Here is a 14,266-nt window from a genome sequence, read left to right on the forward strand (position 1 = left end):
CTTTTTATATAGTTATTTTTGACAGGCTGCTTTCCGGATTGTCCGGGGAGTGGCCTCTTTTTTTGCATTCTTTTGCATGACACGCCAGGATAGATGTATAATGAAAATAGTTTATATTAGATGCGGAGTGGCAAATGTGCAGCGAATCGCGAATTTATTGCTAATAGAGAATGGCAAAGTATTATTGATGAAAAAGCCGCGCAGGGATTGGTACGTAGCTCCTGGCGGCAAAATGGAAAGCGGTGAATCGATTTATGAAGCGGCCATCCGTGAGTTCAGGGAAGAAACGGATACAGAGCCGTTGGGCGTTCACTTGAAGGGCGTCTACACCATGATGATCCAAGAAGGCGGACAGACAGTGGATGAATGGATGCTATTCACGTTCCGGGCGACACAGTTCCGCGGGATCCCATTCGAAGAAACGCGTGAAGGGATTCTCGAATGGCATCCAGTAGAAAGTCTGCATACCCTGCCGATGGCGGAAGGGGACCGGACAAACCTATTGTTTGCGGCTTATCAGGAAGGGGTCCAATACGGGACCTTCTATTATACGCCAGAGTTCGAACTGCTAGAAGAGAACATCCAATCATCGACTGAAGAGGTGAACCGCCAGCATGGATAAGCATATCGAAGAAACCGAATTGATCATTATCACCGGCATGTCCGGTGCGGGCAAGACAGTGGCGATCCAAAGTTTTGAAGACCTCGGTTTTTTCACGATCGATAATCTTCCACCGGCACTCCTCCCGACATTCATCAAATTGATGCGGGATTCGGGCAAATCGATGAAGCGCGTCGCAGCAGTCATGGACCTTCGCGGCGGCGATTTTTTCGCCAGCCTCGTCGATGCAATCGATGACCTCTCCAAAGAACCGGAAGTGGCGATCACGATCCTGTTTCTCGATGCGGAAAACCAGACGCTCGTCAGCCGTTATAAAGAAACACGCCGTTCCCACCCATTATCGCCGGGCGGACTTGTGCTTGGCGGCATCAAAAAAGAACGGGATATGCTGAAAGACTTGCAAGGACGGGCCCATTATATGTATAACACGTCAGAAATGAGCCCGCGCCAGCTGAAGGAGAAAATCACGTCGGATTTCGCTTCGAAAACGAGCAATGTCTTTACGGTCAATTTGATGTCTTTCGGCTTTAAGCATGGCATGCCGATTGACGCCGACCTGGTGTTCGATGTGCGTTTTTTGCCGAATCCTTATTATATAGAAGAATTGAATCCGCAATCGGGCTTGGATCAGCCGGTTTCCGATTATGTCTTGAAGTGGCAGGAAACGCAGACGTTGGTGAGTAAGCTTGAGGATTTATTCGATTTCATGATTCCCCAGTACAAACAAGAAGGCAAAGCACAATTGGTCATTGCTTTTGGCTGCACAGGCGGCCAGCATCGATCCGTGACGCTTGCCGAGTATTTCGGGAAATACCTATCGAAAAACAACAAAGTCAGCATTACGCATAGAGATGTGAAAATCAGAAAGGGCTGAGCATATGGAAAAAAGTCTCCAGCAAAAACGAGTCGTAATCATCGGGGGCGGAACCGGTCTGTCCACTTTGCTGAGGGGCTTAAAAACTTTTCCGCTCGACTTGACGGCAATTGTGACAGTGGCAGATGACGGTGGAAGCTCCGGGCGTTTGCGCGATGACTTGGATATCCCGCCGCCAGGAGACATCCGCAACGTCATGGCTGCGCTGTCGGATGCCGAACCATTGGTGGCTGAAATGTTCCAATACCGCTTCAAGCATTCGCTTGATTTGGAAGGGCATTCATTGGGCAATCTGATGCTTGCGGCATTGACTGATTTGACAGGCGATTTTTCACACGCGGTCCGGGAAATGAGCCGTGTTTTGAACGTCAACGGCACGGTTTTGCCTGCCGCCAATCAATTGGTCACATTGAACGCAGAGCTTGAAGATGGAACCATCATCAAAGGCGAGTCCAAAATCCCCGCCTATCTGCAGCCGATCAAGCGTGTATTCCTCGAACCTGCCGGCGTCAAGACATTGCCGGATACCATACAGGCGATTCAATCTGCGGATGTCATCGTCATTGGGCCGGGTTCCTTGTACACGAGCATTTTGCCGAATTTGCTCGTGAAGGATATCAAAAAAGCGCTGCTCGAAGCGAAGGCAAGGAAAATATACATTTGCAACCTGATGACCCAAGCGGGTGAAACTTACGGCTATACGGCTTCAGATCATGTGAAAGCCCTTTACGACCATGTAGGCGTGAACTTTCTCGATGCCATTCTGATCGATAAAGTCCAAATGCCGCAAGGAGTGGCTGAAAGATACAAAAAAGAAAAAGCATGGCCGGTAGAATACGATGAAGAACGCCTGAGAAATATGGGGCTTGAAGTATATCGCCATGACATTGCGAATATTTTCGGGGAAGCCGTCCGGCATGAACCGATGAAAGTGGCGAAATGGCTTTTTGAATACACCAGCAGCGAATCACAGGAACCATCGCAGCGCCGGTATTCCTAAAGCTTGAAAGGGGGGGCGTAATTGTCTTTTGCATCAGAAACAAAAAAAGAAATGACCCAGATTGAAGTAGACGATTGCTGCGGCAAGGCAGAGCTGTCGGCGATGATCCGCATGAACGGTACGCTGTCATTTTCCAACCGCCAGCTGAGCCTGGATATCCAAACGGAAAACGCAGCCATCGCGAGAAGGATCTATACTTTGCTCAAGCGCTTCTACAAAGCGTATCCAGTGGAACTCTTGGTCCGTAAAAAAATGCGTTTGAAAAAGAATAATGTCTATATATGCCGCTTACGGGAAGGCGCGAAATTCGTGCTTGAGGATTTGTTGATCTTGTCGGAAGGCTTTCAGTTCCAACAGGATATCTCGCCTGAGTTGATCTCGACGACGTGCTGCAAGCGCTCTTATTTACGCGGTGCCTTTTTGGCCGGAGGGTCGGTCAACAATCCCGAAACGTCCTCTTATCATTTGGAAGTGTATTCTTCCTATAAAGACCACGCTGAAGCGCTGGTCATCCTGATGAACCATTTCCAGTTGAACGCGAAAATGATTGAACGGAAAAAAGGGTTTGTGACCTATTTGAAGGAAGCTGAGAAAATTTCCGATTTCCTCAGCCTGACAGGTGCCCATTCAGCGCTATTGAAATTCGAGGATGTCCGCATTCTCCGCGATATGCGTAATAGCGTCAATCGCTTAGTCAATTGCGAAACGGCCAATTTGAATAAAACGATCGATGCGGCGCTGCGGCAAATTGAAAACATCCGCTTTATCGACCAAGTAATCGGAATCGACCAATTGCCGGACCGCCTGAAAGAGATAGCCCGCTTGCGTGTGGAGTACCAGGATGTCACACTGAAAGAACTCGGCGAGATGGTATCGACAGGAAAAGTGAGCAAGTCAGGCGTCAACCACAGGCTCCGGAAAATCGATGAGATTGCCGAGTCGTTAAGAAAAGGCGAAACGATCAGCCGTTAAACGGGCTGCTCTTTTCTATAGATTGCGTGAGAGTCAAGTTTTCGGAGGAGGATATGCATGGTAGAAAAACAAGTGGAAGTGCAATTGAAATCAGGATTACAAGCGAGGCAGGCCGCATTGTTCGTACAGGAAGCCAACCGCTATAGTTCGGATGTCTATTTGGAAAAAGGCGACAAGAAAGTCAATGCCAAGAGCATCATGGGCATCATGAGCCTAGCTGTCAGCAAAGGCACGAACGTCACGATTTCAGCCGACGGCGCTGACGAAGAATCAGCCGTCGATGCGCTGGCGCAATTGATCGATAAAGAAGCTTAAAGCCAAGCGCATTAAGCACCAAAAAAGAGCTGCCCCGTAAGCGGGACAGCTCTTTTTGTGTAACTTAATCTTCTTTTTCGTGGTTTTCCGGCAATTTGTTGCGGGTGATGATTTGGTCGATCAGACCGTATTCCAGTGCACGTTCTGCAGTCATGAAGTTATCACGGTCTGTATCGCGTGAAATCACTTCAAGCGGCTGGCCAGTACGTTCAGATAGAATTTGGTTCAATTTCTCGCGCAAGAACAGGATGCGTTTCGCGGCGATTTCAATTTCAGTCGCTTGCCCTTGAGCTCCGCCAAGTGGTTGGTGGATCATGACTTCAGCGTTTGGCAATGCATAGCGTTTGCCTTTTGTGCCGGCTGCGAGAAGGAAAGCACCCATGGATGCAGCCATGCCGATGCACACTGTTTGGACATCTGGCTTGATAAATTGCATAACATCGTAGATCGCCATGCCGGCCGTGATGCTGCCGCCTGGGCTGTTGATGTAGATGGAAATGTCTTTTTCCGGATCTTCAGCTTCAAGGAATAGCAATTGCGCGACGATGGAGTTGGCGACGTTGTCATCGATTCCGCTGCCGAGCATGATGACGCGGTCTTTCAATAGGCGTGAATAGATATCGTATGCGCGTTCGCCTCTGCTTGTCTGTTCGATTACTGTAGGGATTAAATTCATGGATAATTTCCTCCTTCGGGTAAATGTAAGTGCTACTGAAACACTGTTCAGCCGTACATTCATCATACACATCATGGTCAATGAAGGTCAAATCTAACGAATTGAAAATAGGCGCTTGAAATACGGGGAAAGCTTTTGTATAATAGAAAAGTCGCGAACAACATTTGCCCTCGTAGTGTAAAGGATAACACGTAAGATTCCGGTTCTTGAGATGGGGGTTCGATTCCCTCCGAGGGTGTAAAAAATGAAAAACCGCACAGCCTGCTAAAGGCTGTGCGGTTTTTTGTTGAATCTTTTTAGCGGCTGAAACGTAGAATCAGGTGTATTGGGTTTCAAGGAACGGATAGTCAGGGAAAACAAAAAATATTATTGTAAAAGAAAAGGAGACGGGAAAATGAAAAAATTACTTATTCCATTGCTATTGGTGGTTGGGCTGATCGTCGTTGCCATCGCCGTATTCGGTTCAAGCTATAATAATTTCGTTCAATTGGAAGAGGACGTCAACCAATCGTATGCGCAACTCGAAAGCCAATTGCAGCGCAGGCTCGATCTAATCCCGAACTTGGTCGAGACAGTGAAAGGCTTTGCCGACCAGGAGCAAGAGGTCATCGATAGTGTCACAGAAGCCCGTTCAAGCATGGCGAATGCCGGATCAGTGGAAGAACAGGCCGAGGCTGACGCCGAATTGAGCGGCGCGCTCAGCCGCTTGCTCGTCGTCGTCGAGAACTATCCGGAAATCCGTTCGAGCGAGAACTTCCAACAATTATCCGATGAACTCGCCGGGACGGAAAATCGGATCGCAGTCGCCCGCCAGGACTATAATGGCTCGGTGACGGAATTCAACCGGGAAGTCCGCAGTTTCCCAGGCAATATGGTGGCGGGAATCTTCGGCTTTGACGAAAAGGAATATTTCGAAGCTGATGCCGGGGCAGAAGATGCACCCGATGTGGACTTTGGGACTGACGAAGAATGATCCGAAGAATTCCTGTTTTGCTCTTGTTGCTGCTGATGATCGCCGGAACTGTGCAGGCGGCAGAATTTCCGGAGTTGACTGATGATATTTACATTCAGGATCTCGCCGGCGTCTTGAGCGAAGAGCAGGAAGCCGAGATCATGAGCCTGGGCGCTGGCTTAGAAGATGCGACAACTGCACAGATTGCTGTCATGGTCATCGATTCTTTGGAAGGTGAGCCGATTGAAAGCTACGCGAATGAAGCCTTGCGGCATTATGGTGTAGGTTCAGCGGAAGAGAACAACGGCGTTCTGGTCGTGCTATCGATGACGGACCGCGAGATCTACATCGAAATCGGTTACGGCCTCGAAGGCGCGCTTCCTGACGGGAAAGTGGGGCGCATATTGGATGATTATGCCGTTCCGTATTTGCGCGAAGACCAGCCGGACGAAGCGATCCTCAATACGTATCAAGCACTGTACAATGAAGTTGCTGCAGAATACGAGTGGGACGGAGAAGCGGCCAGTCCGCAGCCGCTCAATGAAGTGACACCAGGCAGCGAAGACAGCGAAGGCGGCATCATGCAGCCGATCGTGACGTTCCTGATCGTTCTTGTTTTACTGTTCCTGTTTACAGGAGGAGGTGGCGGCCGTGGACGTCGCGGCCGCGGCAGAACCATGAGGCGCGGCGGATTTTTCGGGCCCGGCAGTTTTGGCGGCGGCTTCGGCGGCGGTTCCGGCGGTGGAGGTTTCCGCGGCGGCGGGGGCGGCTCTTCAGGAGGCGGCGGAGCCGGGCGAGGCTTCTAATAAGGGGGAATGGCATGTATACACTCTACACACGGCCGAATTGTGGGCTTTGCGAAGAGGCAAAGTCAGCACTGCGACTGCTGCAGGAAGATTACCCAATTGACTTCCGGGAAATCAATATTGAAGAAGATGAACAATTGCACGAACAATATATGCTGATGATTCCGGTGCTCACGAAACAGGAAAATGTGCTGCTCTACGGAAATTTCGGCTATGGTGAACTTTTAGAAGCGTTAATTCTTTAACGCTTCTTTTTATTTGCATAAATCTAATAGCTCGGCTACAATGAATCTAGTGGGACGTATTTATATATAGTGGGACAAAAAACGTCCAACAAAGGGGTGGAGCGATGGATCCAGTTCTGCAAGCGCAAGTGCATTTATTGCCTGAACTGCCAAGCTTGCTGAAAAAGCGCTATAGCATCCTCGAGCTGATTCAAACTGAACAGCCCGTTGGAAGGCGCACAATCAGCGAGATGACAGGCGCAGCCGAAAGGGAAATCCGCAAAGAGACCGATTTATTGAGGGACCAAGCCTTGATCGAAATGAGCAAGAGCGGCATGAGCCTGACGATACTGGGAGACGATGTTCTTGACCAACTCCGTGAGCTGGTCAAGGAATTGGCCGGGACCGCTGAGCTTGAAATGGGGCTGCAAGCGAAACTCGGCATCAAACAAGCCGTCGTCCTGCCAGGGGATAGCGACCGGCTATCATCGGTCAAAGCCGCTATCGGCAGGCAAGCCGCTCGCATTGCGGAGGAAATGTTCGAAAACTGCAGGACGATCGCTGTCACTGGCGGCAGTACGATGGCCGCCGTTGCAGCTGAAATCCGGACAGCCAAGAAAAATCCTGCCATGCAGTTTATCGCTGCGCGAGGCGGCTTGGGGGAGGAAATGCTTCACCAGGCGAACACCATCGCTTCATCCTTTGCCGAAAAAACAGGCGGGGCTGTCCGCACGCTTTATCTGCCTGAGCATTTGAGTGCAGAAGCACTCGAAATGATGATGAAGGAACCTGTCATCAAAGAAATGATGGAGCTGTATGACCGGACGGATTTAGTCATCCATGGAATCGGCGATGCCGAAGAGATGGCCATCAGGCGCCGCTCTTCCGTGAACGAAGTCGAACAGATCAAAACAGGCGGAGCTGTTAGCGAAGCCTTCGGTTATTATTTCGATAAAACCGGAAAAATAGTTTATCGCATCCCAACAGCGGGCATTCAATTAGAGCAGGTCCAAAAAGCACCGGGCATCATGGCGGTCGCCGGAGGACGCACAAAAGCGCGTGCCATCGAATCTTATTTCCAGGCCGCGCCTGAACGCACCATCCTCGTTACAGACGAAGGAGCAGCAAGGGCAATACTCAACCAAACAACAAAATTGGAGGAATTATAAATGACTTTAAAATTAGCAATCAATGGTTTTGGCCGCATCGGCCGTGTCGTATTCCGTGAAGCAATGCAAAACAGTGAAGTGGAAGTAGTAGCAGTCAATGACCTAACAGATGCAGCTATGCTGGCACACCTTTTGAAATACGATTCAGTTCACGGAACATTGGACGCTGAAGTTACAGCAGAAGGCAATTCAATCTTCGTCGATGGCAAGGAAATCAAAGTATTCGCTGAAAAAGACCCAGCGCAATTGCCTTGGAAAGAGCACCAAATCGACATCGTTCTGGAATCGACAGGAATCTTCACAACAGAAGAAAAAGCTTCTAAGCACATCGAAGCTGGAGCTAAGAAAGTCATCCTTTCAGCTCCTGGCAAAAATGGCATGAAAATGTTGGTTATGGGCGTTAACGAAGAAACTTACAACCCAGAAGAGCATCATGTCGTTTCCAATGCATCTTGCACAACAAACGGCTTGTCCGGCATCTCTAAAGTGTTGAACGAAAAATTCGGCATCAAGAAAGCCATGATGACAACGATCCACTCTTACACGAACGACCAAGCATTGCTTGATGCGCCTCACTCTGACTACCGCCGTGCGCGTGCAGCAGCTGAGTCGATGATCCCGACAACTACTGGCGCAGCGAAATCCGTTGCAAAAGTATTGCCTGAACTTGAAGGCAAAATCGATGGCATGGCGATCCGCGTTCCAACACCGAACGTTTCATTGATCGACCTTGTTGCTGAACTTGAAACAGAAGCATCTGTTGAAGAAGTGAACCAAGCGCTTAAAGAAGCGACTGAAAACGAGTTGAAAGGCTACTTGGAATACAGCGAACTTCCGCTTGTCTCACGCGACTATAACGGCAACACAGCTTCCGCTACAGTAGATGCTCAATCTACAATGTCCCTAGGCGGAAACATGGTGAAAGTTCTTGCTTGGTACGACAACGAATCCGGCTACTCTGCACGCTGTGTAGACTTAGCTGTACACATGTACAAAAAAGGGCTGTAAGCTGAAAATCATAGCTTAATTACCAATGAACCTCTATAATAAAGAGGGTAAAAGGGGTGGGGAATTTACCCCACCCCTTATTTTTTTGAATATAATTAGGAGGTATTTTCATGCTGCAGAAAATGACCATGAAAGACTTGGATTTGAAAGGGAAACGCGTATTTTGCCGTGTAGATTTCAACGTACCGATGGAAGACGGGAAAGTGACAGACGACACGCGCATCCGTGCCGCGATGCCGACGATCGAGTATTTGGTCGAACAAGGCGCAAAAGTCATCTTGGCAAGCCATCTCGGACGCCCGAAAGGCCAAGTTAACGAAGACATGAGATTAGCAGCGGCAGGCGCACGGTTGGCCGAATTGCTCGGTAGCGACGTGAAATGCCTTGAAGAATCCGTAGGGGACACTGTGGAGCAGGAAATCGCTTCTCTTGAGTCCGGCGAAATTCTGTTGCTTGAAAACGTCCGTTTCCATGCAGGCGAAGAAAAGAACGATCCGGAACTCGCGAAACAATTTGCGGCTTTGGCCGACGTATTCGTCAACGATGCATTCGGCGCTGCGCATAGAGCGCATGCTTCCACTGCAGGAATCGCCGAACACTTGCCGGCAGTATCAGGCCTGTTGCTCGAAAAAGAGCTGGATGTTCTCGGCAAAGCTTTATCAGAACCGGACCGTCCGTTTACTGCCATCATCGGAGGGGCGAAAGTAAAAGACAAAATAGGCGTCATCGACCATCTGCTCGACAAAGTTGATAACTTGATTATCGGTGGCGGTTTGTCTTATACCTTCATCAAAGCGCTCGGCCATGAAATCGGCAATTCACTTGTGGAAGAAGACAAACTCGACCTTGCCAAATCATTTATCGACAAAGCGAAGGAAAAAGGCGTGAAGTTCTATCTGCCGGTTGATGCGACAGTCGCGAACGAGTTTTCGAAAGATGCAGAGACTAAAACGGTGAAAATCGAAGAAATTCCGTCCGATTGGATGGGGCTGGATATCGGGCCAGAAACAGCGAAAATGTATGCCGATGTCATCAACCAGTCGAAGCTCATCATCTGGAACGGACCGATGGGCGTATTCGAAATGGAAGCTTTTGCAAACGGCACGAAATCCGTCGCTCAAGCGATGGCAGAAACACCAGGCTATACAGTCATCGGCGGCGGCGATTCCGCAGCAGCAGTCGAGAAATTCCATGTGGCAGATAAAATGGACCATATTTCAACAGGCGGCGGAGCTTCTCTGGAGTTCATGGAAGGCAAGGATTTGCCAGGCGTTACCGCATTAACTGATAAATAAAGGGAGTGTTTTTGTGAGAAAACCGATCATTGCAGGAAACTGGAAAATGTATAAAACAGCATCACAAGCGAAGGAATTTGTAGAAAAAGTAAACGGCCTAGTGCCGGATGCTGAAAAGCTTGATTCTGTCATTTGTGCTCCGGCTCTATACTTGACGCAATTAGTCGATGCTGCAGAAAACAGCGCATTGAAAATTGGCGCACAGACGATGCACGATAAAGGCGAAGGCGCATTCACTGGTGAAATCAGCCCTGTACAATTGGCAGATATCGGCGTCAGCTACGTCATTATCGGCCATTCTGAACGCCGCCAGTATTTCAATGAAACCGATGAAACAGTCAATGCAAAAGTGAAGTCGGCATTTTCGCATCAATTGACGCCGATCCTTTGTGTCGGTGAAACGGACGAACAGCGCGAAGCGGGCCAAATGGAAAGCATCGTGGAATCGCAAGTCGAAAAAGCAGTAGAAGGATTGACCGATGCACAAATCGCTGAGCTAGTCATTGCTTACGAGCCAATCTGGGCAATCGGAACAGGCAAAACAGCGACAGCTGAAGACGCCAACGAAGCTTGTGGCATCGTGCGCAAGAAAATTGTATCGCTTTACAGCGATGAAACGGCTGAAAAAGTCCGCATCCAGTACGGCGGAAGCGTGAAACCTGCCAATATCCAGGAATTACTCTCGATGGAGCATATCGACGGCGCATTAGTCGGCGGGGCGAGCTTGGAAACGGAATCGTTCGTCAAATTGTTGGAGGCGGGTTCAAATGCGTAAAACGGCACATCCGGCAGCGTTAATCATCTTGGATGGCTTCGGCTGCCGCGAAGAAACCGCTGGAAATGCAGTTGCACAAGCGCATAAACCGAATTTCGACAGACTTTGGAACGACTATCCCCATGAATTGCTGACTGCTTCCGGTGAAGCGGTCGGTTTGCCGGACGGGCAAATGGGCAATTCCGAAGTCGGCCATTTGAATATCGGTGCGGGCCGCATTGTTTACCAAAATTTGACACGCATCCACAAATCGATCAAAGACGGCGATTTCTTTGAAAATGCCGCATTCCTGGATGCTGTCATGAACGCCAAAGAAAACGGTAAAGCTTTGCATGTCATGGGCTTGCTTAGCGATGGGGGCGTCCATAGCCATTATGAGCACCTGTTCGCTTTATTGCGCCTCGCGAAACAGCAAGGCTTGAGTGAAGTCTATGTACACGGATTTTTGGACGGCCGCGATGTCGGGCCGAAAACCGCGCTCCATTATATAGAAGAAACTGAAAAACAAATGCAGCAAATCGGCATTGGGCGTTTTGCCTCCATCAGTGGGCGTTATTATGCTATGGACCGCGACAAGCGCTGGGAACGCGTCGAGCTCGCGTACCGCGCGATGGTCGACGGGAGCGGACCAAGTGCCAGTTCCGCTGCGGAAGGTGTAGAAGCATCTTACGCGGAAGGAATTGTCGATGAATTCGTCCTGCCGTTTACGGTCGTGAAAGAAGGGGAAGCGCCTGCTGTCATCGAATCAGGGGACTCCGTCATCTTCTTCAATTTCCGTCCGGACCGGGCCATCCAGTTGACGACCGTATTGACTCGTCCCGATTTTGCCCATTTCCCGTTGAGCATCCAGCATCCGAAAGATCTGGTGTTCATCAGTTTCACGACTTACAGTGAAGAATTGAAGACCCGTATTGCTTACGGCAACGTCAATTTGGTGAATACCATCGGGGAAGTATTATCGGTGAACGGCATGACGCAATTGCGCATTGCCGAAACCGAGAAATACCCGCACGTCACCTTCTTCATGAGCGGCGGGCGGGAAGAGGTTTTCCCAGGGGAAGACCGCATTCTCGTGTCATCACCGAAAGTGGCGACTTACGATTTGCAGCCTGAAATGAGTGCCTATGAAGTGACCGACCGTCTCGTCGAACAAATCGATGCAGGCGCACACGATGCAATCATCTTGAACTTCGCCAATCCAGACATGGTCGGTCATAGCGGCATGCTCGAGCCGACAATCAAGGCAGTCGAAGTCGTGGATGAATGTCTCGGCCGTATCGTTGAAGCACTCCACCGCCAAGGCGGATCGGCGCTCATCACTGCCGACCACGGCAACGCAGACGAAGTGCTGACAGAAGACGGCTTACCGATGACGGCACATACGACTAACAAAGTGCCCGTCATTTTGACGAAGCACGGCGAAGTCTTGCGCAGCGGCGGCATTCTAGCGGATCTCGCACCAACGATCCTTAAGTTGCTCGATGTTGAGCAGCCAAAAGAGATGACTGGAAAACCGTTGTATTAAAACATTTATACAAATTGAACAAACCATTTGAAAAGGGAGCTGTTGACATTGCCAATTATTACACACATCCAAGCACGCGAAGTACTCGATTCTAGAGGGAACCCAACTGTTGAAGTTGAGGTATTCACAGAAAGCGGCGCATTCGGCCGTGCAATCGTGCCGTCTGGCGCATCTACTGGAGAACACGAAGCGGTTGAACTTCGCGATGGCGACAAGAGCCGTTACCTTGGTAAAGGCGTCCTTAAAGCAGTGGATCACGTAAACAACGAAATCGCTGATGAGTTGGAAGAAAACTATTCAGTACTTGATCAAGTATCCATCGACCAAGCGTTGATCGAACTTGACGGAACTGAAAACAAAGGCCGTCTTGGCGCAAACGCGATTCTTGGCGTTTCCATGGCAGTTGCCCATGCAGCAGCGAACTATTTGGACTTGCCTCTTTACCAATACCTTGGCGGATTCAACGCCAAACAATTGCCGGTGCCGATGATGAACATCCTTAACGGCGGCGAGCACGCGGATAACAATGTCGACATCCAGGAATTCATGGTAATGCCAGTAGGCGCTGAATCTTTCCGCCATGCTCTTCGCATGGGTGCAGAAATCTTCCACAACTTGAAAACTGTATTGAAAGACAAAGGCTATAACACATCTGTAGGCGACGAAGGCGGATTCGCACCGAACCTTGGCTCGAACGAAGAAGCGCTTGAGACGATCATGGTTGCGATCGAAAAAGCCGGCTTCAAGCCAGGCCAAGACGTCTTGCTCGCAATGGACGTAGCTGCTTCTGAAATCTACGACAAAGAAAAAGGCGTCTACACATTGGCTGGCGACAACACGGTCAAAACTTCCGCTGAAATGGTCGACTGGTATGAAGAGTTGGCAAATAAATACCCGATCGTTTCCATTGAAGATGGATTGGACGAGAACGACTGGGATGGCTTTAAGCTATTGACAGAACGTATCGGCGATAAAGTACAGTTGGTCGGCGATGACTTGTTCGTTACGAACACGAAGAAATTGGCGCAAGGCATCGAGCAAGGCATCGGCAACTCGATCCTGATCAAAGTAAACCAAATCGGTACATTGACAGAAACATTCGATGCAATCGAAATGGCGAAGCGCGCAGGCTACACAGCGGTCATTTCCCACCGTTCAGGCGAGTCGGAAGATGTGACGATTGCAGACATCGCAGTCGCGACAAACGCAGGACAAATTAAAACAGGCGCACCGTCACGTACGGACCGCGTAGCGAAATACAACCAATTGCTTCGCATTGAAGACCAATTGCACGACACAGCGAAATACTTGGGCGTTAAGACTTTCTATAACTTGAAGAAATAATAGTGAATAGGTGAGGGGAAGCTGCCGGAGATTTTTTCCGGCAGCTTTTCTGTTACAGTGGATAAAGATTCCGCTACAGGGGGACGCTTTCCAGAGGGCTCGCATTGAGCCGCTTCGGCGCTTCGCAAAACCCACCTGCTCAACTCTCATGATGTTCGAGCTTCGCAAACGAAAACGCTCAATGCCTTTCGCGTTTCTGCTTGCAGGGTCTCAATTGTCTCGCTGTTCCTCTTGGAGTCGCCCCCTTCCGCTTCATCTATAGCGGGTTTGTAAAATAGAATTAAAATAGATTATTATTGTTTTCAGGCTAGACATTGTAAATGTTCCTCACCAACAGATTCAAAAAAGAATGAACAGAAAAAGATGAAATGGTCTAAACTATTTGTATTTTTTAGGGGCTCTATTGCTTGAGGTTTCAATTTTTGGTAAACTAGAGTTTGTTGTGAAGGTTCTTTTCAGGAGGTGGTATTTATGCATACATTGTTAATGACATTACTTCTTATCGTCTCGATCGCTTTGATTGTTGTCGTTCTATTGCAATCAGGGAAAAGTGCAGGCCTTTCAGGAGCCATCTCCGGTGGAGCAGAGCAACTTTTTGGCAAGCAAAAAGCCCGTGGGTTGGATCTTGTCCTACACCGGGTGACGATCGTCCTTGCTGCCTTATTCTTTATTCTGGCTATCGCCGTAACGAAAGTATAATGTAGAGCAC

At 49.2% G+C, this 14,266-nt stretch carries 16 protein-coding genes and 1 tRNA gene; 16 read left to right on the plus strand and 1 reads right to left on the minus strand.

Annotated features, from left to right (window positions below; translation table 11 throughout):
* Window positions 1-136: 136 nt before the first annotated feature.
* The 5 genes from DFR62_RS14570 to DFR62_RS14590 are packed head-to-tail and all read left to right on the plus strand — an operon-like array spanning window position 137 to window position 3,783.
* Window positions 137-622, plus strand: coding sequence for an NUDIX domain-containing protein (locus DFR62_RS14570; RefSeq protein WP_121301054.1), 486 nt, complete (start codon window positions 137-139; stop codon window positions 620-622).
* Window positions 615-1,496 (plus strand): RNase adapter RapZ, encoded by an 882-nt coding sequence (rapZ, locus tag DFR62_RS14575; RefSeq protein WP_058381254.1) that lies wholly within the window; start codon window positions 615-617, stop codon window positions 1,494-1,496. The genes DFR62_RS14570 and rapZ overlap by 8 nt, the downstream gene beginning before the upstream one ends.
* A 4-nt stretch (window positions 1,497-1,500) precedes the next feature.
* Entirely contained in the window at window positions 1,501-2,496 is a 996-nt protein-coding gene (locus tag DFR62_RS14580; RefSeq protein WP_121301055.1) for a gluconeogenesis factor YvcK family protein, read from the plus strand.
* Between the two features lie 21 nt (window positions 2,497-2,517).
* Window positions 2,518-3,468, plus strand: coding sequence for a DNA-binding protein WhiA (gene whiA, locus DFR62_RS14585; RefSeq protein WP_058381252.1), 951 nt, complete (start codon window positions 2,518-2,520; stop codon window positions 3,466-3,468).
* Between the two features lie 57 nt (window positions 3,469-3,525).
* Complete coding sequence (locus tag DFR62_RS14590; protein WP_058381251.1) at window positions 3,526-3,783, plus strand: HPr family phosphocarrier protein; 258 nt, start codon at window positions 3,526-3,528, stop codon at window positions 3,781-3,783.
* A 64-nt stretch (window positions 3,784-3,847) separates the two neighbouring features.
* On the opposite strand, the gene clpP is transcribed toward DFR62_RS14590, so the two are convergent.
* On the minus strand, window positions 3,848-4,459 hold the full coding sequence (gene clpP, locus DFR62_RS14595; RefSeq protein WP_121301056.1) for an ATP-dependent Clp endopeptidase proteolytic subunit ClpP: 612 nt from the start codon (window positions 4,457-4,459) through the stop codon (window positions 3,848-3,850).
* Between the two features lie 166 nt (window positions 4,460-4,625).
* Between clpP and DFR62_RS14600 the strand changes: the two genes are divergently transcribed.
* The 11 genes from DFR62_RS14600 (at window position 4,626) to secG (ending at window position 14,256) form a co-directional block, all read left to right on the plus strand.
* Window positions 4,626-4,697 (plus strand) — tRNA-Arg (locus DFR62_RS14600).
* A 156-nt stretch (window positions 4,698-4,853) separates the two neighbouring features.
* The gene (locus DFR62_RS14605) at window positions 4,854-5,432 is read left to right on the plus strand and encodes a LemA family protein (RefSeq protein ID WP_121301057.1); all 579 of its coding nucleotides are present in this window, start codon (window positions 4,854-4,856) and stop codon (window positions 5,430-5,432) included.
* The gene (locus DFR62_RS14610) at window positions 5,429-6,217 is read left to right on the plus strand and encodes a TPM domain-containing protein (RefSeq protein WP_121301058.1); all 789 of its coding nucleotides are present in this window, start codon (window positions 5,429-5,431) and stop codon (window positions 6,215-6,217) included. Before DFR62_RS14605 ends, DFR62_RS14610 begins: the two co-directional genes overlap by 4 nt.
* A 14-nt stretch (window positions 6,218-6,231) precedes the next feature.
* Entirely contained in the window at window positions 6,232-6,462 is a 231-nt protein-coding gene (locus DFR62_RS14615; protein ID WP_121301059.1) for a glutaredoxin family protein, read from the plus strand.
* 104 nt (window positions 6,463-6,566) lie between these two features.
* Window positions 6,567-7,610 (plus strand): sugar-binding transcriptional regulator, encoded by a 1,044-nt coding sequence (locus tag DFR62_RS14620; protein ID WP_121301060.1) that lies wholly within the window; start codon window positions 6,567-6,569, stop codon window positions 7,608-7,610.
* A complete protein-coding gene (gene gap, locus DFR62_RS14625; RefSeq protein ID WP_121301061.1) occupies window positions 7,611-8,618 on the plus strand; it encodes a type I glyceraldehyde-3-phosphate dehydrogenase in 1,008 nt (335 codons plus the stop codon). It begins immediately after the preceding gene.
* Between the two features lie 110 nt (window positions 8,619-8,728).
* A complete protein-coding gene (locus DFR62_RS14630; protein ID WP_121301062.1) occupies window positions 8,729-9,913 on the plus strand; it encodes a phosphoglycerate kinase in 1,185 nt (394 codons plus the stop codon).
* A 13-nt stretch (window positions 9,914-9,926) separates the two neighbouring features.
* Window positions 9,927-10,688: a triose-phosphate isomerase gene (gene tpiA, locus DFR62_RS14635; protein WP_121301063.1), complete on the plus strand. Its 762-nt coding sequence runs from the start codon at window positions 9,927-9,929 to the stop codon at window positions 10,686-10,688.
* Window positions 10,681-12,213, plus strand: coding sequence for a 2,3-bisphosphoglycerate-independent phosphoglycerate mutase (gene gpmI / locus DFR62_RS14640; RefSeq protein WP_121301064.1), 1,533 nt, complete (start codon window positions 10,681-10,683; stop codon window positions 12,211-12,213). Before tpiA ends, gpmI begins: the two co-directional genes overlap by 8 nt.
* Window positions 12,214-12,261: 48 nt before the next feature.
* On the plus strand, window positions 12,262-13,557 hold the full coding sequence (gene eno / locus DFR62_RS14645; RefSeq protein ID WP_058381241.1) for a phosphopyruvate hydratase: 1,296 nt from the start codon (window positions 12,262-12,264) through the stop codon (window positions 13,555-13,557).
* Window positions 13,558-14,028: 471 nt separating this feature from the next.
* The gene (gene secG / locus DFR62_RS14650; RefSeq protein WP_058381240.1) at window positions 14,029-14,256 is read left to right on the plus strand and encodes a preprotein translocase subunit SecG; all 228 of its coding nucleotides are present in this window, start codon (window positions 14,029-14,031) and stop codon (window positions 14,254-14,256) included.
* Window positions 14,257-14,266: the final 10 nt, after the last annotated feature.

Origin of the sequence: Planococcus citreus (assembly GCF_003664125.1) — a bacterium.
Taxonomy (GTDB): Bacteria; Bacillota; Bacilli; order Bacillales_A; family Planococcaceae; genus Planococcus; species Planococcus citreus.

What these genes read in the sequence shown, in the direction of transcription:
- DFR62_RS14610 (WP_121301058.1), top strand. Translation starts at nt 5,429, where the DNA reads ATGATCCGAAGAATTCCTGTTTTGCTCTTGTTGCTGCTGATGATCGCC.
- gpmI (WP_121301064.1), top strand. Translation starts at nt 10,681, where the DNA reads ATGCGTAAAACGGCACATCCGGCAGCGTTAATCATCTTGGATGGCTTC.
- DFR62_RS14630 (WP_121301062.1), top strand. Translation starts at nt 8,729, where the DNA reads ATGCTGCAGAAAATGACCATGAAAGACTTGGATTTGAAAGGGAAACGC.
- secG (WP_058381240.1), top strand. Translation starts at nt 14,029, where the DNA reads ATGCATACATTGTTAATGACATTACTTCTTATCGTCTCGATCGCTTTG.
- rapZ (WP_058381254.1), top strand. Translation starts at nt 615, where the DNA reads ATGGATAAGCATATCGAAGAAACCGAATTGATCATTATCACCGGCATG.
- DFR62_RS14605 (WP_121301057.1), top strand. Translation starts at nt 4,854, where the DNA reads ATGAAAAAATTACTTATTCCATTGCTATTGGTGGTTGGGCTGATCGTC.
- DFR62_RS14615 (WP_121301059.1), top strand. Translation starts at nt 6,232, where the DNA reads ATGTATACACTCTACACACGGCCGAATTGTGGGCTTTGCGAAGAGGCA.
- gap (WP_121301061.1), top strand. Translation starts at nt 7,611, where the DNA reads ATGACTTTAAAATTAGCAATCAATGGTTTTGGCCGCATCGGCCGTGTC.
- DFR62_RS14620 (WP_121301060.1), top strand. Translation starts at nt 6,567, where the DNA reads ATGGATCCAGTTCTGCAAGCGCAAGTGCATTTATTGCCTGAACTGCCA.
- clpP (WP_121301056.1), bottom strand. Translation starts at nt 4,459, where the DNA reads ATGAATTTAATCCCTACAGTAATCGAACAGACAAGCAGAGGCGAACGC.
- DFR62_RS14590 (WP_058381251.1), top strand. Translation starts at nt 3,526, where the DNA reads ATGGTAGAAAAACAAGTGGAAGTGCAATTGAAATCAGGATTACAAGCG.
- DFR62_RS14580 (WP_121301055.1), top strand. Translation starts at nt 1,501, where the DNA reads ATGGAAAAAAGTCTCCAGCAAAAACGAGTCGTAATCATCGGGGGCGGA.